We start from the raw sequence: 24,131 nt of genomic DNA, 5'->3' as shown, positions 1-24,131 counted from the left end.
TCCTATAGTAGGAAGAACATAAAACAGTCGCTTACACCCTTGGGGATGTAAGTGACTCTTCTTTTGTCACAAAAGTGACGACGTTCTTTTTTACCTCTGTGTCATGAAACGCTTGTGACAGTCCTTTTTCTTCAATGGCCGTTTTTGAAACCGGTCGGTAAGGGACCTCGATGCTGAACGGCTTTTCAAACGGAAAAGGAAAGACGGAAACATGTTCTTCATCCACCCAATGGGCGATCATGCCCTTCGGAGCGAAATCAAAGGATTGCCTGAAGCCATTTTGGAACCATGGAACTTCTTCTTCCTTTGGAATTCCAGGTTCCTGCATGCATACATAAAGAGAAAGATCATCACAAAATTGCAACCGGCGGAAATGAAGGTCATAGACATCATAAGGAATATCCATTTCCATCGCTTCAAACAGTTCCTGCTGACGTGTTTTTTCCTCCGCTAAAAACGTTTGTATTGCCGGATCCTGCTCATCCTGAGAAAAGAACGAAGCGTAGTGCATACTGCAAAGCATACCGGCATACAAGGAACCGCCGGCTACCTCTTCAATACCGCGTTGATACGCCTGCAATTTTTTCTCTAAAGGATAATCGACGAATGTATAAGGGCGTTGTTTTTCCTCATTCCATTCAGGATGATCATCGAGTGGAATCCAGGCTCTGTCATGATGCTGAATCGCCCAATCCGCTTCTTCTCTCAATTTTGAGCGCAATAAAAAATTGTTCTTCCAATGAGCGACGATTTGAGCTGATATTTTGGCGTGCTCGTGCTGGGGAATCATGTGAAAGTGGTTTTCTTTTTCAATGACAATCATCGGTTGGTCCTCCTTCTTCTATACGTAAGCATCTATGTAATACAGAACGATCCGTGGTCTTCCTTACATTATATAGGAACTTGCGTCTCCTCTCTACAATAGGAGGTTACAAAATTAACACGATTTTCAGATCATCGTTATTCAACAATAGGGCAGGATTCTTGAAGACTCGATTTCGAGACTTTTGTGGAAGTTAAAGGGCTCCGGGAAAAGGTTCGCTTTCCGTGGGCGAGTGATGAGCCTCCTCGAGCTAACGCTCTGCGGGGTCTCATCTACCACGCACTTCCCACAGGAGTCTCACCGTTTCCCTCCGCCCCTTTGCCATGGGAGACTCTCAAAATCACATTTGGGAAAATCAGCTTTTATAATTGAGAAAAGGGGATCATATAACCTCACCACAGCAGTCATACAGAATGCATAAGCTTGATACAGAGTTCTTTTATGCCTAATAAGGAAAGGGAATACGAGACACTCTCTCTAGGTATAGGGGTTCGTTTATCCTTTATTATGAATGGGGTGGTTGGGAAGCTGCGAGACTCCCGCGGGAATGGATTGACTGGCGAGACCCCACAGGACGAAGTCCGAGGAGGCTTGCCGTCATCCCCGCAGGAAAGCGAGTTGCTTCCCAGCCACCCCATACGCTCTACTAGGCAACGAACCCGGGAACATCTCGAAACTGAGTCTTCAAGAAAAAGGAGCTATACAAAAAGGATGGTAGATTTATTGAGAGGAAGAAAAAGGCCATGGGGAGAAGTTCCCCATGGCCCTTTGTTTATCTATTTCATGAGTTTTAATGCTTCGCGGTTGAACGCTGGGATGTCATCGGGTTGACGACTTGTGACCAGCTGATCCTGACAGACGACAACTTCCTTATCTTGATAATCGACTCCTGCATACTCCATATCGACAGAGATGGATTTGAAGCCAGTCGCTGTACGTCCTTCGAGTGTCTTTGCTGTGATTAGCAGCTGTGGACCATGGCAGATTGCAAAGACGGGTTTCTTTTCATCCATAAAGTGTTTCGCGAAAGAAACGAATTTCTCATCCCCACGTAGGATGTCCGGTGAAAACCCACCAGGGATGAACAAAGCATCAAAGTCTTCAGGTTTCACATCATTGATGGATGCATCGATCTTAACAGAAGCTTCTCCCTGTTTTCCTTCCACTTCTTTGCCTGCATCCCATTCGATGGTCGTTACTTCATGACCTTCGTTTGAGAACGCCTCTGCCGGTTGTGTATATTCTACATCTTCAAACATGGACGTCATGACACAAGCAATCTTACTCATATCTACATCATCTCCTTGAATGTATGGGTTAGATTTCAACACATCATCTATCTTCCCTTATGAGATCGTCTTAAACTACTTTTCCATTTTGTGGTTATTTAAGTCTTTCATGGAAAACTGCTGGAAGGTTGTATCCGATTGGTTTCGGTATACTTCTCTCCCTGCAATCGTGTTGATGATATGAACATTCCGGTGTACGGATAATCCTAAATTCGTAGCCCCTGCCCCGTGCGAGTGGACGAGATTGGTTAATGTGAAAAAGTGATGGTCACGCTCATCGTTGAAAAGGAGCTGATAATCACGTGATACTTTGTACATCCCTTCTTCTTCCCACTCGATTTTTTCTTTAAAACGGGTCATGAACCAGTCAGGAAAATGAGGCTTGTAACCTGTAGCCAACACGACTTTTTCTGTCGGATAGGTATATTCGACTTCTTCCTGCCATTGTTTACATTGAAGATGATACCCGTCCTCTTTTGCCTCAATCCCTGTAATTTCAGTCATTGGTTGAATAAGTACCCGACTATCCTTCATACCGGCTGTGCGATGGTATAGCTTTGTGTACAGCCTCGTTAGGGTATCTGGATCAATGCCTTTCCGTAATGGCCCGAGTGTATCAAGCGCATCTTTCCGTTGATGGAGACTCAAGGAATGAAAGTAATCCACGAATTCCGGTGTGAACATTTCCTGGGCAAACTTCGCGGTATCCAACTGAAATAGCCCACCGGATCTCGTAAAGAGGCTTAATTTCATATCCGACTGTCGATCCTGTTCTTCTAATAAATCAAGAAAAACCTCCAATGCACTCTGCCCTGATCCGACGATGGTTACATGTTTCGCTTTCAGTAAATGGTCTTTTTCGAAAAGATAGCGACTCGTATGCAACACGTCTTCATTGGGTAATCGATCCATCCCGTCCAAAATCAACGGTTCGCTTCCGGTCCCCATGACAATGTGCTTTGCTTGATAATATTTTTCCTCACCCGTAGATGTTTCTTTTACCACTACTTCGTAATGGGGAAAATCGACATCTTTATGGTCCTTCACGTCAACAACGGTATGTCCAAAAAATAGGTGATCCAACTGTTTGGCCACCCACTGCATGTAGTGGTTGTATTCTTGACGCGGAATCTCAAAATGCCGATGGAAGAAGAAAGGGAACATTCGGTCGTGCTCATGCAAGTAATTCATAAAGGTATAAGGGCTTTTAGGATCTGCAAACGATACAAGGTCCGCCAAAAAAGGCACCTGCAGATCCATGGTTTCAATCAGCATGCCTGGATGCCAGACAAACTCTGGGGTCTTGTCAAAAAAGACGGCATCTAATTCTTCCGTTTGATCGAGTAATGCGGCCATTCCTAAGTTATAAGGACCGATTCCTATTCCAATGACATCATATATTTTATTTTCCATTCCATCACTTCCTTGTACCATCAATTTTCCCTATGATGATGTGTTTGATTCCTTCCAAAGCCGGTCCAAAGCAATGACGAGCACAGTCCCGACCAACAATCCATTACTCAGTAAGTTTTGTAAGATTGCCGGAACACCACTGAAGGCTTCTGGTGGGAGAAACATCAGTCCAATCCCCAGTAAGAAGGAAAGTCCTAAAATGGTCAGCCTTCGTTCATCCAGCGGTTGACTCGTTATGTTTGATATCCCAAGTCCCATCAATTGGACAAAAGTTGCGAGCAAAGCTGCGTTTGCTACTGGCGCAGGGATCCCTGAAATAAAAGCGACAACAGGTGGGAAAAAAGAAAACATCACTAACAACAATGAAGCATACAAAAACGGACGCTTTCTTTTTTGACCTGTCAATTGCATGAAACCTGAAGATGACGCAAGCGAAACATTGGCCACCGCTGAAAAGAGGGCGGTGATTCCATGGTTAATCCCAAGAAAGCTGCTGCCTTTATTAACCTGATCATATGTATACTGCGGTTTTCCATAGATTGTATGACTGACCGCAATAATGGACGCCACCAAATTCGATAATAAGATCACAGCAGTAATAAATCCTAAAGGGAGCGTTGCCCATGTCAGTTGAGGAGGTCCCCATGCAAAAATCTCCGGTAAAGAAAAAGCCGAAGTTCCACCTTTGTCATTGACTGTTTCATTGAAAGTCATGGCATACAATACCCATCCCAAACCAATTCCAATCAAAACTGCGAAACTTTTCAACCAGCCCTTCCCTATGACTGATAATCCGATCACAAGGGAAAGCGTAACAAATCCTACAAGCGCCTGTTTTCCATCTACAGCTCCTGACGCCTGCTGCATACCCAACATCCCCTGCAAAAACGTCCCACTTAACTGAACGGTAAGTAAAAATAAAAAAGCCCCCGTGACTAGTGGGGTGAACACGTACAGTACCCGGTGGGACAACCCGAATACGCCAAACAGCAATAGAAAAAGCCCCGTCCATATCATCGTTCCCTGCAGGACTTGTAACGTTTCCATATAGCCGTCGCCAGACTGTGACCCGCTATAGGCCATAACAGCAAAAATACTGATCCACAGCCCAGCAGGACCTTCCATGATCGGAAGACGGTGACCGAAAACGCCTTGCAGGAAGGAAGCTATTCCTACGACAAAGAATGTCCGTTGCATCAAACCTGCCACTTCATTGAAGTTCAATTCAAAGATAGACCCGATAACAATGGGCAAGGCCACTGCACTCGCCAATAAAAATACAAACCATTGAATAGTTTCTAATGAGCCGTCCAATACCCGTGTAGAATCTTCCTTTATCATTGTTCCACCTGCAATCTATGTAATTTCTCTCCACATCTTACCATACGATACTTGGAAATTATGATTTCACGCCTGCTCGTTCCACGTGAAACAACCTTTTATACGAGTACGATAAAATGTAAAAAGCACAACCCAAAATTGGGCTGTGCTTTCGTTCATTACTCTTCAAGAGTAGATGTATCGCCTGTCGGTAATCCAAGCTCCCAAGACTTCAATAGACGTCTCATAATCTTACCACTTCGGGTTTTTGGAATGGTATCTTTGATTTCAATTTCCCTTGGAGCGGCGTGAGCGCTTAACCCTTTCTTAACAAACTGACGGATATCTTCGAGCAGTTCATCAGATTGTTCATGCCCTTCTCTCAAGGTAATGAAAGCTTTTATGATTTCTCCGCGCTCAGGGTCCGGCTTTCCGATAACTCCAGCTTCTGCTACCGCTTCGTGTTCGATCAGCTTGCTTTCCACTTCAAACGGACCGACACGTTCACCGGAAGTGTTGATCACATCATCGAGGCGCCCCTGGAACCAGAAATAACCGTCTTCGTCTTGATAAGCACTGTCACCGGAAACGTACCAGCCATTTAAGAAATAACTTTCATATTTGCCTGGGTTGTTCCAAACCGCACGCATCATCGATGGCCATCCTTGTTTGATGGCAAGGTTCCCCATTTGATTTGCTGGCAGTTCATTCCCTTCGTTATCGACAATAGCCGCTTCGATGCCTGGGAATGGTTTACCCATGGATCCTGGACGCATATCCATCGCCGGATAGTTACAAATTAACATTCCACCGGTTTCCGTCATCCACCACGTATCGTGGATGCGCAAGTCGAAAGCAGAAAGCCCCCATGTTACAACTTCAGGATTCAGTGGCTCTCCTACACTCAACACATGGCGAAGAGAAGATAAGTCATGTTTTTTCGCTACTTCTTCTCCAGCGCTCAACAGTTTACGGAAAGCCGTTGGAGCGGAATACCAGACTGTAACATTTTTCTCAGCAATCGTTCCATACCAATCATCAGGACTGAATCGTCCACCACGGATGACGTTCGTTACCCCATTCAACCATGGAGCAAAGATTCCGTAACTTGTCCCTGTCACCCAGCCTGGGTCTGCTGTACACCAGTACACATCATCTTCTTTAAGGTCCAGCACCCATTTACCTGTTTGGTAATGCTGAAGCATGGCATTGTGGACGTGATAGACTCCTTTAGGCTTGCCTGTTGAACCAGACGTATAGTGAAGAAGCATCCCATCTTCAAGGTCCACCCACTCGATATCAAATTCATCCGAAGCGTTTTCCATTTCTTCATCATAAGAAATGTAGTTGCCCGGTGCATCGCCGCCGACTAGAACGACTTGTTTCAAGTTTGGAAGTTCATCCGCAGGTACACGCTCAAGTAATTCAGGCGTTGTAATAAGCATCGTTGCTTCACTATCTTCTAAACGGTCTCGGACCGCTTGTTCCATAAATGCTTCAAAAAGCGGTCCCGCAATCGCTCCTACCTTAAGAATCCCAAGGAATGTTGCATAAAACTCAGGACTTCTCGGCATGAAAAGAAAGACACGATCGCCTTTTTCTATATTGTGTTTTTTCAATACATTTGCAAATTGGTTACTCTTCAGCTTTAAATCTTCAAAAGTAAGGGTCTCTTCTCTGTCAGGTGCAGAGTAGATCAGAGCTGCCTGATCTTTCTTATCAGGATTTTCTGCATGGCGATCGACAGCCTCGTAAGCAATATTAACTTTACCTGTCTCGTTCCATGTGAACTGTTCTCTTACTTCTTCCCACTGGAAATTCTCGTACGCTTCTTTGTAGTTTTCCATGTTGTGATTGCCTGTTCGAGCTGGAATTGGTTTCATGTCCATATTCATCATCACCTCATAAGAATGTTTTGTAAACGTTTTCCCTTTGTGGCAAAAGAAAGCTCTGATCCTTTCAGAGCCACGAACTGCATACTTTTCTGAAAATTTTATGAATTAATTCCATTGTAGGGGATTTCTCCTCATATTTAAAGAGATATCTCCAAAGATTTACAGAATTAGGACATGGGGACGAGGTAAATTGACAGCATTCTCCTCTGTTTATATAATGAAACAAGCATAAAAAGCTTCATAGTAGAGGTTTCTTAGCCAACCCCTCTATAAAAAACTAAGGACGACGTCTTATGATAAGCCGCAGCCCTTAGCCGCTGCGGCTTTTTTTTTGAAATACTGTTAAAAAGGAGCATGACCCATGCCAGGACGAAACGACCAAGAGCTTGATTTATCTCTCCTTGGTAACCAAGGAACTTCCTATTCTTTCGAGTATGACCCGGAGGTCCTCGAAACGTTTGATAACCAACATCCGAACCGTGACTACTTTGTAAAGTTCAACTGTCCGGAATTCACGACTCTGTGTCCGAAGACCCGCCAACCAGATTTTGCTACCATCTACATCAGCTACATCCCAGACGTTAAAATGGTGGAAAGCAAATCACTCAAACTCTACCTCTTCAGTTTCCGTAACCACGGGGATTTTCACGAAGATAGCGTCAATACAATCATGAACGATTTAATCGAGTTAATGGATCCCCGTTATATTGAAGTTTGGGGCAAATTCACCCCTCGTGGTGGAATTTCCATTGATCCATTCTGTAATTATGGAAAACCAGGCACGAAGTTTGAACAGATGGCGGACCATCGCTTGATGAATCACGATCTTTACCCTGAAAAAGTTGATAATCGATAAAAAAAGAGCTGCGACATAAATCGCAGCTCTTTTCGTTTTATTTTTTATCATCTTTATACTGCATATAAACGACTTGCGTGACAAGAAAATCTTCCATTCCATGCTTACCGTCTGCTCCACCAAGTCCTGACTTTCTCATTCCTGCATGATAGCCTTGAACGGCTTCAAAGTTTTCACGATTAACAAAGGTTTCCCCAAATTTCAGTTCATTCACTACACGCATCGCTTCATTCATGTCATCGGTGTAGACAGAAGAGGATAAGCCATAATCCGTATCATTACCCTTTTCAATCGCTTCATCTAATGTCTTGAATGTTGCCACAGGGATCACAGGACCGAAAATCTCTTCCTGCATAATCTTCATGTCATGTTCTACACCCGTGAGGATCGTAGGCTTATAGAAATAACCTTTATCCAAGTCGCCACGTTCTCCACCAATTTCAACCTTCGCTCCTGCATTCACGGCTTCTTTCACCATGCTCTCTACTTCTTCAAGGCGATCTTCGCTTACAAGAGGACCAACATTCGCTTCTTTATTTTCACGAGGGTTTCCCATAGTCATCGATTCAAATTTATGACGTAATTTAGAGAGAAGCTCATCTGCCACACTTTCATGCACATAAACTCGTTCAGCATTTGTACACGCTTGTCCATTGTTAGCTAGACGAGAAGTCGTAATACTATCAGCTGCGACATCAAGGTCTGCATTTGCTGTGACGATGGCAGGTGCTTTACCTCCAAGTTCCAAATTCACTTTTGTAATATTTTGCGCTGCTGCTTCCATCACTTTCGTCCCTGCCGGAATACTACCCGTCATGGATATCATGTGTACATTTGGATGAGAGGCAAGTGTGTTTCCAATCTCTGAACCCGTTCCAGTAACCACGTTGTAAACACCTTTAGGGATTTCCTCCATCGAATCGACGATTTTTGTGAATTCCATAGCGGTGTTCGGTGTCTGCTGACTCGGTTTCAATACTAATGTATTTCCTGTTACCAGCGCCGTTGCTACTTTACGGGCTAAAATGAATACAGGAAAGTTCCAAGGGACGATTCCTGCCACGACGCCGATTGGCTTTTTATAAATAAAGATGTTCTCATTTTTACGATCACTCGGAACGATCTCTCCTTCAATTCTCCGTGCCCATTCCGACATATACCGGAAATAATCGATAGCCAAATCCACTTCTCCGCTAGCAAGCTCATAATCTTTCCCTTGCTCTTCTTGTAATAGATCGATAAAGGTCGCTCGGTTTTCCTCTATACGATCGCCAAGCTCCCTTACAATTTTACCGCGTTCAATATTAGGCGTAAGCTCCCAGTCTTTTTGAGCTTCAAATGCTGCTTTCACCGCCCGGTTCACATCGTCCTCCGTGCCTTTAGGAATTTGAGAAATAACCTCTTCGGTCGCCGGATTTAGAATATCAATCCATTCGGATCCGTTTGATTCTGTATATTCACCGTTAATGTATAGTTTGTGTTGCTGCATGCAAATAACCTCCTGTTGGGATTTACCAGTTTCATTCCCCATGTGATTCAAAATAAACAAACCAGTATTCAACGATATGTGGGGATTCTGTAAGACTGGATTTCGAGATGGTTCGGGGTTCGTTGCTGAGTTGAGCGTCAAGGGTGGTTGGGAAGCCACTCGCTTTCCAGCGGGGTCTCTCCAGCCAACCCATTTCCTCGGGAGTCTCGCAGCTTCTCAACACCCCATTCGATCATGTGAGAGACGAACTTCTATACCAAGTAGGAGCATCTTCCACCATCACTACCTATAGTAAGAAAGCGGTCTATAACAAGCGGTTATGAGCTCTATCCATACAATGAAGGTTTTGTTTTATTGCTCCTAATACGTATAGAACGCATCTAGTACTGGAAGTAGTTTTGAGATCCTCATATGTTCAAGGGGCGGAGGGGAATGACGAGACTCCTTCCTTAAGTGTGCAGGCGCCTCGATCAGCGGCGTATGGACTGGAATGAGGTGGCGGAGATAAAGGAAACACGAAGAACGGAGTGATTCGATGTTGACTTATCGTACAGAAGCGAGGGAAGTCTCACTAGCCGCTAGGCAACAATAGGGTGTTGTACGATATTATTAAGCATAAAAAAAGTCCTGTGGGGACAGGACTTTACCATTCGAGGATGAAACCTTTGATTTTCTTGCCGTCTCCTGACTCGGATTGCTGCTCAGCCTCGAAATAAGGGTTTTCTTCCTTAAAATGATAGGAAATACTCTCAGGCTTGAGATAAAGCTTGTACTCCAAATCCGTCACCTTTGGCAGGGAGATGTCGGCAACGGTGGACTGGTCACCCTCTTCATCAATAAGAAGAATATCAATGTGATCATACCCGTGTGCAACTAAGTGTTCTTTTAAATCCATAAACGACTCCTCCGTCCAATTATTCTAATTTCCTCATACCCTTTTCCGACTTACCAAAAACGTTTGATTTTATGTAACAGCGGGAAAAGATTCCCGCTTTATTTATTAGTATCCGTAACCGTAACCTCGGCCACCCATATAAGATGCACCGATGATGATCAAAAGGATGAACAAAACAACCAATAGCGCGAAACCGCCACCGTATCCTCCGCTCATTCCATTCCCCCCTCTCTTACTTACTTTACTACCTTATTCAAGAGGGCTAAAGAAGGCAGGGCATTAGCGGAATTTAATCTTTTTTCTTCTTATCCTTCACACCATCAGAAGGAAAAGACACGCTTAATGGAGATGAGGGCAAAGTACAGGGCCTGAACGAAGAAGGCCACTCCCCACAAAGGGGCGGGAATAAATGTTGTCGCTCGTGCTAAATTTGCTGCGTCACCAGCTTGCCCAGGGGATATAAAACTGATCCACATCACCTCAAAGGCACTGGTCACAGACTCGACAAGGACGAGCGATGCTAGAAAGATCAGGACATATTGGACCACTTGTTCATGACCGGTTCTCAACAACCATAGAAACCCCGCTCCAAATGTAAGGATCCAGAATAGTCCATATACATTCCTCACCCAGAAAAGTAGATTGAGGGTAAGGAATGCCATGAGAATATAGATCATCCATTGATATTGCCCACGACTGATTAGGAAAAAGAAAATAAAAGCAAAGAAAGAAGCAAACACGTAACCAGCCATGCTCGTTAATACCTGGCCGATCCAAGATGTATGTCCGGTCAAAGCAAACCCCGATGTATTAGGAAACAGAGAAACCCTCCTTACTTCTCCTCCTGTAATCAGCGCCATCAAAGAATGACCACTTTCATGAATCATGGTATTCAGAATAGCAAAGTATTTTCCTACCACAGGAAGTTGCGTGAGCAGTAAAGCAAGAATAAGAGCGGTAAGAACCTGAAATTTCATATAGTGCACTCCTTTTTTAAAATAACCTTTTCATCGCTTTCTACTTACATATGACGTATCTTAAGAATAGAATCTATGGCACCAAAGGGGAATGGTCATGCGAAAATTCATATGGATAGGGAGTTCAATCATATTCCTAGTTTTGTGCAGCTGCGCACCTTCTTCGGATACGAGCGATACAAGCGTCAGAATTGCGGCTGCTTCGAGTTTGAAAGATGTGATGGAAGAGCTGACTTCTCGATTTGAGGACCATTACAATATAGAAGTTGAAACTATTTACGGAGGTTCAGGTAAACTGGCAAGACAAATCGAACAAGGGGCTCCCGTAGACGTATTTTTGTCTGCAGATCTCCGGTGGGTCAAGCTTCTCGATGAAAAAGAACTTGTTGAAATGAATTCATACATAGAGCTTGCTTCCAACAGAATGGTCCTGATCGGAGATGACTCCAAAAATCATTTGGAAAGCATTCAGGAGTTAGATCTCAAGGAAAGCGATAAGCTTGCTATCGGAAACCCCGAAAGTGTGCCTGCAGGTACCTATACGAAACAAGCGTTGGAAAAGATTCAAGTATGGAGCAGGTTGGAAGATCAGACGGTTTTCGGAAGTGATGTACGGCAAGTACTTGCTTACGTCGAATCTGGACAAGTGGATTATGGTTTCGTCTATGCCAGTGATGCCATGATTTCAGACCAGGTAACCATTCTTGCACAAGTAGACCCTATTCTCCACGATTCGATCGTCTATCCGGGAATTGTTATTTCGGAAAGCCGGACTAAGCATCACGGACAGAAACTTCTCTCCTTTTTAGCAAGCGATCAAGCAACAGAAACTTACAAAGCCTATGGATTCAATCCTATGAGAGGTGGAAAGATAGAAAAATGAACGTCGAACCTCTTCTATTGTCCTTGAAAGTAGCAGGGATCGCTACTTTCATCGTATTCGTATTCGGAACCATCAGCGCAAGAATCATTTCCAGAAAATTATTTCCCGGGAAAAGTATTGTAGAATCGATGCTTTTACTCCCCCTTGTCCTTCCTCCGACAGTCATTGGATTTGCCCTACTTTATTTATTTGGCAAAAACGGATGGATGGGGCAATGGCTCATGAATTGGTTTGGTTTTCAGGTTATTTTTTCATGGACAGGGGCTGTCATTGCGTCGGCCGTTGTCTCTTTTCCTTTGATGTACCAGAGTGCATCGGCAGCTTTTCAAAATTATGATCAAAACCTGGAACATGCAGCTTTGACGATGGGGGCTTCAAAAATGAAGATATTCTTCACTATATCCCTTCCATTAGCCTGGCCTGGACTACTGGCAGGGTTAGTCATGACCTTCGCCCGTTCCCTCGGTGAGTTCGGGGCCACATTAATGATTGCAGGTTACATTCCTGGTGAAACAGATACCATTCCTCTCGCCATCTATTTCGCGGTCGAATCAGGTCGAATGGAAGAAGCTCTTATGTGGGTCATTGTCATTCTCTGTCTAGGATTCAGTGCGGTCTTATGGCTCAACACGTGGAGCCGTCAGAAAATTAATTTTGTAAGGAAAGCATAAAAAAAAGCTGAAGCTACGATAAGCTTCAGCCAGCGCCCCCGGCAGGATTCGAACCTGCGGCACACGGTTTAGGAAACCGATGCTCTATCCCCTGAGCTACGGGGGCGTATAAACGTACGAGTAATATTATACAAAATAAACCAAAGATTGAAAAGGCAAATGAACCTTAAAAATATCGCTTGGATGTTACTTACACCGTAACGATGTGATAAAATATTATTTGTCTGTCAAAAAGTATCGTATTTTGTAAGTGAGTGATAAGCACTCACGTTTTTTTGAATTGAGTTTGAAGGAGGAAAAGAGATGGGAGATTTACCTTTCATATCCGTTGAAGGGCCCATTGGGGTTGGGAAAACGTCTCTGTCTAAAAAGCTCGCCTCCCAGTTTGATTTTCATTTGCTGAAGGAAATCGTTGAGGAGAACCCATTTTTAGGCAAGTTTTACGACAATATAGAAGAATGGAGCTTCCAAACAGAGATGTTTTTTCTGTGCAACCGTTTCAAGCAGCTGGAAGACATCGATCGCAAATTTTTGCAAATGGGGAAGCCGGTGGTCGCCGATTACCATATATCCAAAAATATGATTTTTGCACAGCGTACGTTAAGAGAAGAACAATTCGTAAAGTATGCGCAGATTTTTGATATATTGACACATGATATGCCTAAACCGAATATGGTCGTCTATTTACATGCGAGTTTAGATACACTGCTTGAACGCATCCGCATGCGTAACCGTGATGTAGAGGCAAATATTCAACCTTCTTATCTTGAACAACTCTCTCAAGACTACGAAGACTTCATGAGACATTTTGAAGCCACTCATCCAGATATTCCTGTGATTCGTTTAAACGGGGATCATATAGATTTCGTAAAACATCAAGATGATTTAAATTATATTGTTGATCAAGTTGAGCAGCATTTAAATAAAGGAGAAGTTATCAAATGAATGCACGTGAACGCTATGGAATTCCACATGACAGCGTCATAACGATTGCAGGTACGGTCGGTGTCGGCAAGTCAACGATGACCAATGCTCTCGCTGATGCCCTCAACTTCCGCACCTCTTTCGAAAAAGTGGACACGAACCCTTATCTCGACAAATTTTATCAGGATTTTGAACGCTGGAGCTTCCATTTACAGATCTATTTCTTAGCAGAACGCTTCAAAGAACAAAAGAAAATCTTTGAATATGGAGGCGGGTTCATTCAGGACCGCTCGATCTACGAAGATACCGGCATCTTCGCACGGATGCACTACGAAAAAGGGACAATGTCTGCAACCGATTATGAAACGTATCGCAACCTGTTTGATGCGATGGTGATGACACCATACTTCCCTCACCCCGATCTTTTGATTTATCTAGAAGGGTCATTCGATGATGTTGTATCCCGCATCAAAGAGCGTGGACGTCCAATGGAACAAGAAACGCCGATCGAATATTGGGAAGAGATGTTCACCCGATATGACAACTGGATTGATAATTTCAATTCTTGCCCTGTCCTTCGCCTCAATATTGCCGATTACGACGTATTGAATGACGAAAAAAGCATTGAACCCGTCCTAGAAAAAATCGGACACTTTATCCAACAGTCACGCAAATGGCGCTCCAGTCATTTATTGACATAATCATACAGAAAAAACTCCTGTACGTTCAGCCAACGTCAGGAGTTTTTTTGTACATAATCTTCAATCATCATCCGATGACTGCCAATCATCTTCTCAGGCAGATCATGAAGCTTAAAAAACTTCACCTGCACGGTTTCCCCTGGATCGAATGCATAGTCTCCACGATACTGACTGGTAAAATACGCGGTGGTTACAACGTAAAACTCATCTCCATTGGGTGCACGACTGAACTGGTCCTCCCCTGAATAGACATTCAATAATTGCAGATCATCCACTTCCAGCCCCGTTTCTTCCAAAGCTTCGCGTTTCGCCACTTGTTCAGTGCTTTCACCAAGTTCCATCAACCCTCCAGGCAGCCCCCATACACCTTCAGGAGACGTTCGTTCCTGCAGTAATATTCGACTCTTTTCATCAAGGATCATCACAACAGATCCAACTAATATAATCGGACGATGACCAATGATTGCACGTAAGTCCTCGACATAGCCCATGCCATACCTCCTCTCTCCACTCACTTATTATAACAAGAAAAAAAGGACCCCTTTGAATAAGGAACCCTTTTCTTCATTTATTGTTCCATCGTTTTCAGAAGCTTCGTTAAGATAACAGCGCCCACTACCATCACTGCACCGATCCATGGTGTATGAACAAGTCCGATGGTATCAACGATGACGCCACCAACAAAGGAGCCAATAGCAATACCTACATTGAATGCGGCGATATTCAGCGCTGAAGCTACATTTACCGCAGATGGAACATACTTTTCAGCTAACTGAACAACTAAAATCTGCAAAGCAGGAACGTTCATGAAAGCAAACAATCCCATGAAGAACAATACAACCAAACTCAACACTTTAAATGGAATAACGAAAGCCAAAAGGAGTAATACGATCGACTGCAAGACAAACATCCAAAACAACGCCTGGATTGGATTCTTATTGGATACTTTTCCTCCAATCGTATTTCCGATCGCTACCGCAACTCCATAGATCAACAGGATCACACTCACAAATTTCGGATCGAAGCCTGTTACTTCTTCAAGTAAAGGAGCAAGGTATGTGAATGCCACAAATGTTCCGCCATAGCCTAAACCTGTGATGGCGAAAGATAGGAGAATTCTTTTCTCCGTTAAGATTTTTATTTGGTCACGAAAACTCGCTGGAGGTGCTTCTTCCAAGTTTTTCGGGACAAGCAAAGCACTTGCGATGATCCCAATCAATCCGAGCAAAGCTACTCCGGCAAATGTCGCCCTCCATCCAAAGGTTTGTCCAATGAATGTCCCCAGCGGAACACCGGTCACGGTCGCTACGGTCAATCCAGTAAACATAAAGGCAATCGCACTTGCCCGCTTATGTTCAGGGACTAGACTTGCAGCGATTGTTGAACCGATGGAAAAGAAGATTCCGTGAGAGAAAGCCGTGATGATCCTTGCAAGTAAAAGCAAAGCAAAACTTGTCGAAATCGCGGCCACCAAATTACCAATAATGAAGACAACCATCAGAGCCAGTAATAACCTTTTTCGACTCATCTTATTTGTTAGAGCTGTTAAAACCGGGGCTCCGACAGCTACTCCGACAGCATAACCTGAGATCAATACGCCGGCGAGTGTAATAGATATTGAAAGATCATCAGCCATCGTTGACAACAACCCAACAGGCACGAACTCTGTCGTCCCTATCCCAAACGCACTAATGGCAAGAGCTAATAAGGCAAACGGAAAACTTTTTGTTTTATGATCCAGAGCATCAGCTTGGATATTCTCTGCGTGTGAACTCATAATTTTCCTCCTAGTGAAATTAGATAAGAATGATAACTGATCCGTTGTCTCCAGGGCGCCTCTGAATGACAAATCTTATTATGAAGGCCGATTTACCAATTGAGAAGTACGCACTTCTATGTGCTATAGGCACTTGGGGGTAACATTTGTATGAAATAGGGGAATGTGAGTGCAAATTCTTTTTAACTTACGCTTTTTTCGTGTATAGTAAATCATCGGATATACAGGCTAAAAAGAAACATAGGCGCTCTAAGGGAGGTAGATGGGATGCCAAAATATAATATACCGGTCGAAGCTGCCCTTGAAGTGATCGGAGGAAAGTGGAAGGTAGTCATCCTTTGTCACTTGATTGAAAACAAACGGCGAACCAGTGAATTGAAACGTATCATGCCAGGAATCACACAAAAAATGTTGACCCAGCAACTGAGAGAATTGGAAAGAGACGGGGTCATTAAGCGTATCGTCTATAACCAGGTTCCCCCTAAAGTGGAATATGAACTGACGGATTACGGCTGGACATTGAAAAGTGCGCTAGACATGCTGTGTGCTTGGGGAGAGCAGCATATCGAAAAAACCTATCCCAATAAAGAAGAAGTATTATTGGATTCTTAAAGAAAGATGAATAAAAAAAAAGCCCTCACCTATGTTCGGTGAGGGCCTTACTATGTAGGCATACAAAATAAAAAAATCGTTACAAGAAGTAACGATTTCTGTTCTATAAATCTCCAATATTTATGCGCTATTGTTGATAATAATATGGCGGAGGAGGAGGGATTCGAACCCCCGCGGGGCGTAAACCCCCTGGCGGTTTTCAAGACCGCTCCCTTCAGCCGGACTTGGGTACTCCTCCGTGTGACCGACAATAAATATAATATCATGGTTGTCCGTATCCGTCAACAAATTCCTTTAACTTTTTTAAAAAGAAGTGGTTGTCGAACAATCGCGAAAAATTGCCACCTCGTTATTATACAAATTCATTCCTATAGAGTCAAGGTGTTCCACAGCATGAGAATGGGAACCGAATGGCCCAGATCCTTTTAAAAGAAAAACGCCTGGAATCCTTTACAGAATCCAGACGTCTTTTCTTGGTACTCTTACTTGATGACTTCTTTTCCACCCATGTAAGGACGAAGAACTTCTGGTACAATGACCGTTCCATCTTCCTGCTGATAATTTTCAAGGATAGCTGCAACGGTACGACCGATGGCTAAACCAGAACCATTCAATGTGTGTACGAATTCAGGCTTGCCTTTTTCTTCTCTGCGGAAACGGATGCCTGCACGGCGCGCTTGGAAATCTTCAAAGTTTGAGCAAGAGCTGATTTCACGGTAGGTTTCCTGGCTCGGGATCCACACTTCGATGTCATATTTCTTAGCTGCTGTGAATCCTAAATCTCCTGTGCACATGCTCATCACACGATAAGGAAGCTTTAATAGTTCCAGGACTTTTTCTGCGTGGCCCGTCAGCTCTTCTAATACACCATAAGAATCTTCAGGCTTTGCCAGCTGCACAAGCTCGACTTTATTGAATTGGTGCTGACGAATCAATCCTCTTGTATCCCGGCCGGCAGATCCAGCTTCAGAACGGAAATTCGTGCTGAAGGCTACGAACTTTTGTGGAAGGTCTTCAGCAGACAGGATTTCTTCTCTGTGGAAATTTGTCACGGGTACCTCGGCTGTTGGTACGAGGAAATAATCCCAGCCTTCAATTTTAAACGCGTCTTCTTCGAATTTCGGTAATTGACCTGTACCTGTCATCGCTGTGCGGTTAACCATTTGTGGCGTCAGCATTTCCTCATAGCCATGTTCATCGGCATGCAGGTCCATCATGAAATTCAATAAGGCACGTTCCAGCCTGGCACCTAGTCCTTTATAAAATACGAAACGGCTTCCTGTCACCTTGGACGCCCTTTCAAAATCAAGGATGCCTAAATCTGTCGCTACATCCCAGTGAGGCTTCGCTTCAAAATTGAAGGTCGGGATCTCCCCTGCTTTTCGTGCTTCGATGTTGTCTTCTTCATCTCCACCGACAGGTACACTTTCGTGAGGGATATTCGGAATGGATAAGAGAAGTGTTTCAAGTCTCTCTTCTACTTCTTTCAGCTCGGTATCAAGAGTTTTAATTCGGTCGCCGACTTCGCGCATTTCTTTAATTTTATCATCTGCGTCTTCCTTCGCTTTTTTCAGCTGGGAAATTTCCTTAGATACTTCATTACGCTTCGCTTTCAATTCCTCTGTTTCCTGAATCAACTCACGGCGCTTGCTGTCCAAGTCACCGAACGCATCTAAGTCCGAGAGGTCTTCCCCGCGGTTTTGCAGTTTCCCTTTGACTTCATCAAAGTTCTGACGTAAATATTTCATGTCCAACATGTTTACTTCCTCCTTCATTTGATCTATGTTTATTAATTTTACTCATACGCTTATAAGCGGCTTCGTCATAATCCTTTTTCAAGGAATGATCGTTTAGTGGACGGTTTACTTTCCGTATCCAATAAACCCAAACAATGATCTCGAAACCCGCTGTAAACAAAAAGCTCCCGTCCCTAAAATAGGGACGAGAGCTTTGGTTTATGCTTCCCGCGATACCACCCAAGTTGAAGGTACATGTGACCTTCCGGCTTCACTCATAACGGTGAGTACCGGTCTGACTTACTGCATTCAGTCAGACACTCGAGGATGGATTCACATGGCTTCTCCGTCAGTTCACACCAGCCACTGACTCTCTTAGAGAAGAAGGGACATGTTACTATTTCCTGTCATCGCGTTTATTTATCGTTTGTGTTACATAAGATTAGCGGATTCAGAATTATAATGCAAGTGTTTTTTTAGCTTCTTCCACCATTTGAACAAAGTGAGCGGTTAAACGATGGTCATCCGTCAATTCCGGATGGAAGGAGCAGGCTAAATAATGGCCTTCCTGAGCGGCTACAATATGGCCGTCGTAGCGGGCCAACACGTTCGTATTTTCTCCTACCCCTTCAATATAAGGAGCACGGATGAAAACGGCATTGAATCCTTCTGCCACGCCTTCTATATCAAGATCGGCTTCAAAGCTTTCGCGCTGACGTCCAAAAGCGTTACGACGCACTTTTATATCCATGACCCCTAAATGGACATCATAAGAACCATCGATTTCCGATGCGAGTAAGATGAGCCCTGCGCACGTACCGAAGATCGGTTTGCCGCTTTTTCCGAATTGTCGGATGGGTTCTAGAAATTCATACTTATCGATCAGTCTGCGGATGGTCGTACTTTCGCCACCAGGGATAATTAAGCCATCGATCTCATTCAGCTGTTCTGTCCTTTTGACAACGACAGCACTTGCTCCTGCCGCTTCGACTGAACGCACATGCTCACGGAAAGCTCCTTGCAGGCCTAGTACACCGATAGTAGTCATGCTGCATTCTCCTTTGCTTACTGGCTGCGATCTTGCATACGCTGTTCAGGAGTAAGAGTGGACATTTCCATCCCCTTCATGGCTGTTCCAAGACCTTTAGACAATTCACCAATCAACTTGTAATCGTCATAATGTGTCGTTGCTTCAACGATTGCACGTGCAAACTTTTCAGGATTGTTGGATTTGAAAATTCCAGATCCAACAAATACCCCATCTGCTCCAAGCTGCATCATCAAAGCTGCATCCGCTGGAGTTGCGATACCGCCAGCAGCGAAGTTTACAACAGGCAGACGACCTTCTTCACGGATCTCCATCAATAGATCGAATGGAGCACCATTATCTTTGGCATAGACCATCACTTCATCTTCTGAAAGTCCACGAAGGTGACGAATCTGAGACTGAACTTGGCGCATATGGCTGACAGCCTCTACAATGTTCCCTGTTCCCGGTTCACCTTTTGTACGAAGCATGGATGCACCTTCACGGATACGACGTGTCGCTTCACCGAGATTACGGCAGCCACATACGAACGGAACCGTGTACTCATCTTTTTTGATGTGATAGATTTCATCAGCTGGAGTAAGAACTTCACTCTCATCGATATAATCAACGCCCATCGCTTCAAGGACACGTGCTTCTGTAATATGCCCAATACGAGCTTTGGCCATAACTGGAATTGAAACAGCATTCATCACTTCTTCAACAATCGTAGGATCAGCCATTCGAGCAACTCCGCCTGCTGCGCGGATATCTGCTGGAACACGTTCAAGAGCCATTACGGCTACTGCTCCCGCTTCTTCAGCGATTTTCGCTTGTTCTGCGTTTACGACGTCCATAATGACGCCACCTTTTTGCATTTCTGCCATGCCGCGTTTTACGCGATCCGTACCTGTTTGTGCCATGTTGATTCCTCCCTAACAGCTATATTAATGTAAGCATTTATATTGAATCATAGATTCTTATCCTCTATTGTAACGCATTACTATATTAAATCCTACTGGTTATATAGGGATTTTTTCACCTAAAACCAGCCTTTAACCATGTCGACTGCGCCTGTGAAGATATCACTGAAAAATTCACCAATGGCACCAAGGGTAAGCATGAACCAGTTTGCTTTTTCTACACTGGAAGAAGTAACAATCTCGACGGTTTGTCCACCATCAGAAAGAATATTGCCATAATCCTCTTCGCCGTTGTACACAAGCTTCGCTGTCCCTACTTTTTGCCCTTTTTCTACTGGGGCGACTAAGTTGCCTTCATCATCCAGCTGGTCCTCAGAGATGTTGAACTGGATTTCATATTGATCTTCTTCTCCGTTTTTAACAAGCGTGCTCAGTGCCGCACTCGTTTCAATTGCCACTCCATCTTCTTTTCCTTTTGCAACGGTGAGCGTGGACTCCTCTTCAGGAGTTGCTCCTGCTGCAAAAAGCTCTTGACGATCAAATTGGTTGAAACCGTAATCTAGAAGCTGTTTGGTTTGATTGAAACGGGAAGCTCTGGAATCTGATTTCATGACGACTGAAATGAATCGTTGCCCATCTCGTTCTGCTGTTCCTGTAAACGTGTTTTGCGCAAGTTCTGTGTAGCCTGTCTTCAATCCGTCCATTCCTTGGTACTCGAACTGCTGCAAGTTTTGCCCTGGCATACCCGGAAGCATCCAATTCCAGTTCGTCACGGTTTGTCCAGCAAAATCAAGCGTCGGTTTGCTTGAGATTTCAAGTGCTTCCGGATAATCGTTCGTTAAGTGATAAGCGAGCAGTGCTGCCGACTTAGCTGAAAGCATATTCGTTGCTTCAGGATCTGTTCCTTCAGGATAATTGTCTCCCAAGTGGGAGTTATTCAGTCCTGTGGAGTTCACGAAGTCATAATCAGGCAGACCCATTTCTTCTGCTTTTTCATTCATCATCTGAACAAATTCGCCTTCGCTTCCAGCAATTAATTCAGTAAGAGCAATGGTTGTCGCATTATCTGAGTTAATGGCCATTGCTTCGTACAGTTCACGAACAGTATATTGTTCATCCAACTTGAGGCCGACTCCTGAGAATTCAGGATTCGCCGATATATCATAAGCATATTGACTAATTTGTGTCGTTGTATCCCAGCTGATCTGCCCTTCCTCAATCGCTTCCATGACAAGATATTCGGTCATCATCTTCGTCATGCTGGCAGGAGGTAAGGTCAAATCTGCCTCTTTTTCAAATAAAATCTTTCCGGTTTCCGCGTCCACGAGTATTGCCGATTCTGCGCCAACATCTACGCTTGCGTATGTATGTCCAGGATTCATGGACACAGCAAAGAACCCCATAAGCAATGCCACCATCAAGGCCATAGATGTTTTTAATCTTTGTGTCAACTTTCTCAACCTCCACCCTTAAAATATGCATCTTTGTTATTTTATCACATGCGTATATAAAAGAATAGACAGGGAAAAGTCCCTGTCTATCACTTTTTATACGGGTCAAACGGAGTAGTTTGGCGCTTCTTTTGTAATTTGAACATCATGCGGGTGGCTCTCTCTTAAGCCAGCCCCTGTAATTCTAGTAAACTGCGCTTCTGTTCGTAGGGCATGAATCGTTGATGTTCCACAATATCCCATACCAGAGCGTAGGCCACCGAGAAGTTGATGAATGGAGTCAGCCAATGGTCCTTTGTATGGCATACGTCCTTCGATCCCTTCCGGCACAAGTTTCTTCGCTTCCTGCTCGTTTTGGAAGTAACGATCCTTGGACCCGGATTCCATGGCCCCGACAGATCCCATTCCCCGGTATACTTTGAACCGGCGGCCCTGGAAGATTTCTGTTTCGCCAGGGCTTTCGGATACGCCTGCAAGCAAGCTTCCGAGCATAACGGCATGTCCGCCTGCAGCAATAGCTTTCACAATATCACCAGAATACTTGATTCCCCCGTCGGCAATGACAGGCTTATTGTATTTCTCCGCCTCTTTCGCACAGTCGTAAACAGCCGTAATTTGAGGAACGCCGACACCAGCAACGACACGCGTCGTACAAATCGACCCTGGTCCAATTCCGACTTTGATCACGTCTGCGCCCGCTTCAATCAATTCTCTCGTTGCTTCTGCTGTCGCGACGTTTCCTGCGATAATATTCACTTCCGGATGACGGTCACGGATGCGCTTCACCTGCTCAATTACACCCTGTGAATGGCCATGAGCGGTATCCACGACAAGAGCATCTACCCCGGCTTCCACTAATTTATCAATCCGTGTCATAGCGTCTGCTGTTACACCGACAGCTGCGGCACAAAGAAGACGGCCTTGTTCATCTTTCGCTGATAAAGGAAATTCGATCACTTTCTCGATATCTTTTATAGTAATCAAACCTTTAAGGATCCCATTGTTATCTACCATCGGAAGCTTTTCAATCTTATACTTCTGCAAGATTTTCTCTGCTTCATCCAACGTCGTCCCTACAGGAGCTGTCACAAGGTCTTCACTTGTCATGACGTCACTGATTTGGATGGAATAATCTTCGATAAAGCGGAGGTCACGGTTGGTGATAATTCCGACAAGTTTTTGTTCTTCCACGTTATTAACAATCGGCACACCGGAAATACGGAATTTCCCCATTAAATGTTCCGCATCAAATACTTGGTGTTCCGGAGTCAAAAAGAACGGATTCGTAATGACGCCGCTTTCGGATCGTTTCACTCGGTCCACGTGTTCCGCTTGCTCTTCAATCGACATGTTCTTGTGAATGACACCAAGCCCTCCCTGTCGTGCCATACCGATCGCCAATTCAGCTTCTGTGACCGTATCCATTCCAGCACTGAGAATCGGCATATTCAGACGTAAGGTGGGAGACAACTCTGTCGCCAGTGAAACATCACGCGGCAATACATCGGACTTTGCAGGCAAAAGTAACACATCGTCAAACGTTAAACCTTCTTTTTTAAACTTGTCTTCACGCATGCTTGACCTCTCCTTTTCTTCTTAAAATAGTTTGGGTGAAAGTGGGTAAAATAAGTGGTATATTCGCGAAACACCATTTCTTATTGTTATTTACAATACGACAATGGTCGTGCTTTTTCAACCATAAAAAAATGGAGGGGAATTCCTTTTATGTTAGAAAGGAGGAGCTTACTTTGCACTCCACGGAACCGATTCTCACTTACCTTCAAGTGACCGCACATACAAGACCCTTTTTGTTTTCCTGTTATGAAAAAATAAACCATTCAAGAGCTGAGCATCATGCCTTCAATAATGCAGAGCGATTCATTCACGGCCTCACCCTTGGTCAGGATTATTGGTCAACGGCTTTACATACACCACTGAGTGTAAAGCCTCTTCTTTTTTATTATGGCATGAACCATTTCATTAAAAGCTGTCTGCTAACCGTTGACCCAGGGTACCCTGCAACCGCAAAAGTTCTTGCTCATGGGCTGTCGACCCGAAAAAGGAAAAAACAGCACTACCGTTTTTTAGAAGACGACATCCGTATACAACCCCACGGGTTATTTCCGCATGCCGCTGAGCATTTGTTTCAATTTTCCTCAGAAAAAACGAAGATATCCATGGATGAACTGCTTCGGCCGCTTCCTGAAATGGATGCGTTGTTTCAACTTAAAAAGCCAAACCCAATTGCAATTGAAGAGGATTGGCCTGAGTTACTAGCTTATTTCGCTGTCCTTTATAACTTGAGCATGCTCGTCCGTTATGAAGGGGAGTGGTGGGGGGAGATGGAGCAGATGAAAGATCGGGAAGATTATGTGTTCATCATTCATTTTCTAAATTCAGCTGCCGACCGAATTCCAAACATGTTCGCAACATGGTTAAAAGACCAATTCACATCCATTTCATGATGTG

Annotated in this window: 23 protein-coding genes, 2 tRNA genes and 1 other annotated feature; of the genes, 7 read left to right on the top strand and 18 right to left on the bottom strand. The window is 44.1% G+C overall.

Annotated features, from left to right (window positions below; translation table 11 throughout):
• Positions 1 to 31 precede the first annotated feature (31 nt).
• The 5 genes from ACXACN_RS15140 to acsA form a co-directional block, all read right to left on the bottom strand.
• Positions 32 to 823: a DUF3891 family protein gene (locus ACXACN_RS15140; RefSeq protein WP_474965593.1), complete on the bottom strand. Its 792-nt coding sequence runs from the start codon at positions 821 to 823 to the stop codon at positions 32 to 34.
• A gap of 776 nt (positions 824 to 1,599) precedes the next feature.
• A complete protein-coding gene (locus ACXACN_RS15135) occupies positions 1,600 to 2,112 on the bottom strand; it encodes a type 1 glutamine amidotransferase domain-containing protein (protein WP_474966888.1) in 513 nt (170 codons plus the stop codon).
• A 75-nt stretch (positions 2,113 to 2,187) separates the two neighbouring features.
• Positions 2,188 to 3,525: a lysine N(6)-hydroxylase/L-ornithine N(5)-oxygenase family protein gene (locus ACXACN_RS15130; RefSeq protein WP_474965591.1), complete on the bottom strand. Its 1,338-nt coding sequence runs from the start codon at positions 3,523 to 3,525 to the stop codon at positions 2,188 to 2,190.
• 30 nt (positions 3,526 to 3,555) lie between these two features.
• Positions 3,556 to 4,866 (bottom strand): purine/pyrimidine permease, encoded by a 1,311-nt coding sequence (locus tag ACXACN_RS15125; RefSeq protein WP_474965589.1) that lies wholly within the window; start codon positions 4,864 to 4,866, stop codon positions 3,556 to 3,558.
• 158 nt (positions 4,867 to 5,024) lie between these two features.
• Positions 5,025 to 6,734, bottom strand: coding sequence for an acetate--CoA ligase (gene acsA, locus ACXACN_RS15120; protein WP_474965588.1), 1,710 nt, complete (start codon positions 6,732 to 6,734; stop codon positions 5,025 to 5,027).
• Positions 6,735 to 7,101: 367 nt separating this feature from the next.
• Here acsA and queF point away from each other — a divergent pair, with 367 nt between their 5' ends.
• Positions 7,102 to 7,596 (top strand): preQ(1) synthase, encoded by a 495-nt coding sequence (queF, locus tag ACXACN_RS15115; protein WP_474965586.1) that lies wholly within the window; start codon positions 7,102 to 7,104, stop codon positions 7,594 to 7,596.
• 37 nt (positions 7,597 to 7,633) lie between these two features.
• Here queF and aldA read toward each other — a convergent pair whose 3' ends face one another.
• The 4 genes from aldA to ACXACN_RS15095 all read right to left on the bottom strand — a co-directional run bounded on the left by aldA (position 7,634) and on the right by ACXACN_RS15095 (position 10,957).
• Complete coding sequence (gene aldA, locus ACXACN_RS15110) at positions 7,634 to 9,085, bottom strand: aldehyde dehydrogenase (RefSeq protein ID WP_474965585.1); 1,452 nt, start codon at positions 9,083 to 9,085, stop codon at positions 7,634 to 7,636.
• 643 nt (positions 9,086 to 9,728) lie between these two features.
• On the bottom strand, positions 9,729 to 9,980 hold the full coding sequence (locus ACXACN_RS15105; RefSeq protein WP_474965583.1) for a hypothetical protein: 252 nt from the start codon (positions 9,978 to 9,980) through the stop codon (positions 9,729 to 9,731).
• A gap of 105 nt (positions 9,981 to 10,085) precedes the next feature.
• Positions 10,086 to 10,196 carry a YjcZ family sporulation protein gene (locus ACXACN_RS15100; protein ID WP_089650761.1) on the bottom strand — a complete coding sequence of 37 codons (111 nt, stop codon included), beginning with the start codon at positions 10,194 to 10,196 and terminating at the stop codon, positions 10,086 to 10,088.
• Between the two features lie 104 nt (positions 10,197 to 10,300).
• Positions 10,301 to 10,957 carry a M50 family metallopeptidase gene (locus ACXACN_RS15095; protein WP_474965582.1) on the bottom strand — a complete coding sequence of 219 codons (657 nt, stop codon included), beginning with the start codon at positions 10,955 to 10,957 and terminating at the stop codon, positions 10,301 to 10,303.
• A gap of 97 nt (positions 10,958 to 11,054) precedes the next feature.
• On the opposite strand from ACXACN_RS15095, the gene modA reads away from it, so the two are divergent.
• Both modA and modB read left to right on the top strand, forming a co-directional pair.
• A complete protein-coding gene (gene modA, locus ACXACN_RS15090; RefSeq protein ID WP_474965581.1) occupies positions 11,055 to 11,840 on the top strand; it encodes a molybdate ABC transporter substrate-binding protein in 786 nt (261 codons plus the stop codon).
• Positions 11,837 to 12,511, top strand: coding sequence for a molybdate ABC transporter permease subunit (modB, locus tag ACXACN_RS15085; RefSeq protein ID WP_474965579.1), 675 nt, complete (start codon positions 11,837 to 11,839; stop codon positions 12,509 to 12,511). Before modA ends, modB begins: the two co-directional genes overlap by 4 nt.
• Before the next feature lie 33 nt (positions 12,512 to 12,544).
• Here the strand turns inward: modB and ACXACN_RS15080 are convergent.
• Positions 12,545 to 12,617: transfer RNA gene (locus ACXACN_RS15080), tRNA-Arg, on the bottom strand.
• 197 nt (positions 12,618 to 12,814) lie between these two features.
• On the opposite strand from ACXACN_RS15080, the gene ACXACN_RS15075 reads away from it, so the two are divergent.
• Complete coding sequence (locus ACXACN_RS15075; RefSeq protein ID WP_474965578.1) at positions 12,815 to 13,456, top strand: deoxynucleoside kinase; 642 nt, start codon at positions 12,815 to 12,817, stop codon at positions 13,454 to 13,456.
• A complete protein-coding gene (locus ACXACN_RS15070) occupies positions 13,453 to 14,136 on the top strand; it encodes a deoxynucleoside kinase (RefSeq protein ID WP_474965577.1) in 684 nt (227 codons plus the stop codon). Before ACXACN_RS15075 ends, ACXACN_RS15070 begins: the two co-directional genes overlap by 4 nt.
• Positions 14,137 to 14,171: 35 nt before the next feature.
• Here the strand turns inward: ACXACN_RS15070 and ACXACN_RS15065 are convergent, their stop codons facing one another.
• Positions 14,172 to 14,627, bottom strand: coding sequence for an NUDIX hydrolase (locus ACXACN_RS15065; protein WP_474965575.1), 456 nt, complete (start codon positions 14,625 to 14,627; stop codon positions 14,172 to 14,174).
• Positions 14,628 to 14,704: 77 nt separating this feature from the next.
• On the bottom strand, positions 14,705 to 15,913 hold the full coding sequence (locus ACXACN_RS15060) for an MFS transporter (RefSeq protein WP_474965573.1): 1,209 nt from the start codon (positions 15,911 to 15,913) through the stop codon (positions 14,705 to 14,707).
• Between the two features lie 267 nt (positions 15,914 to 16,180).
• On the opposite strand from ACXACN_RS15060, the gene ACXACN_RS15055 reads away from it, so the two are divergent.
• Positions 16,181 to 16,525, top strand: a complete 345-nt coding sequence (locus ACXACN_RS15055; RefSeq protein ID WP_474965571.1) for a winged helix-turn-helix transcriptional regulator — start codon at positions 16,181 to 16,183, stop codon at positions 16,523 to 16,525.
• Between the two features lie 145 nt (positions 16,526 to 16,670).
• Here ACXACN_RS15055 and ACXACN_RS15050 read toward each other — a convergent pair.
• The 6 genes from ACXACN_RS15050 to guaB all read right to left on the bottom strand — a co-directional run bounded on the left by ACXACN_RS15050 (position 16,671) and on the right by guaB (position 23,237).
• Positions 16,671 to 16,763: transfer RNA gene (locus ACXACN_RS15050), tRNA-Ser, on the bottom strand.
• A gap of 244 nt (positions 16,764 to 17,007) precedes the next feature.
• Entirely contained in the window at positions 17,008 to 18,282 is a 1,275-nt protein-coding gene (serS, locus tag ACXACN_RS15045; RefSeq protein ID WP_474965570.1) for a serine--tRNA ligase, read from the bottom strand.
• A gap of 177 nt (positions 18,283 to 18,459) precedes the next feature.
• Positions 18,460 to 18,681, bottom strand: a binding site (T-box leader).
• Positions 18,682 to 18,718: 37 nt separating this feature from the next.
• Positions 18,719 to 19,309: a pyridoxal 5'-phosphate synthase glutaminase subunit PdxT gene (pdxT, locus tag ACXACN_RS15040; protein WP_474965568.1), complete on the bottom strand. Its 591-nt coding sequence runs from the start codon at positions 19,307 to 19,309 to the stop codon at positions 18,719 to 18,721.
• Positions 19,310 to 19,326: 17 nt separating this feature from the next.
• Positions 19,327 to 20,211, bottom strand: coding sequence for a pyridoxal 5'-phosphate synthase lyase subunit PdxS (pdxS, locus tag ACXACN_RS15035; RefSeq protein ID WP_474965567.1), 885 nt, complete (start codon positions 20,209 to 20,211; stop codon positions 19,327 to 19,329).
• 119 nt (positions 20,212 to 20,330) lie between these two features.
• Positions 20,331 to 21,662 carry a serine hydrolase gene (locus ACXACN_RS15030; protein ID WP_474965565.1) on the bottom strand — a complete coding sequence of 444 codons (1,332 nt, stop codon included), beginning with the start codon at positions 21,660 to 21,662 and terminating at the stop codon, positions 20,331 to 20,333.
• Positions 21,663 to 21,767: 105 nt separating this feature from the next.
• A complete protein-coding gene (gene guaB, locus ACXACN_RS15025; protein WP_474965564.1) occupies positions 21,768 to 23,237 on the bottom strand; it encodes an IMP dehydrogenase in 1,470 nt (489 codons plus the stop codon).
• Between the two features lie 173 nt (positions 23,238 to 23,410).
• On the opposite strand from guaB, the gene ACXACN_RS15020 reads away from it, so the two are divergent.
• On the top strand, positions 23,411 to 24,127 hold the full coding sequence (locus ACXACN_RS15020; protein ID WP_474965563.1) for a YaaC family protein: 717 nt from the start codon (positions 23,411 to 23,413) through the stop codon (positions 24,125 to 24,127).
• Positions 24,128 to 24,131: the final 4 nt, after the last annotated feature.

The organism is Halobacillus sp. AWM4_238 (assembly GCF_056158265.1).
The sequence above is the reverse complement of the archived record's forward strand: the minus strand, read 5'-3'. Positions and strand labels throughout refer to the sequence as shown.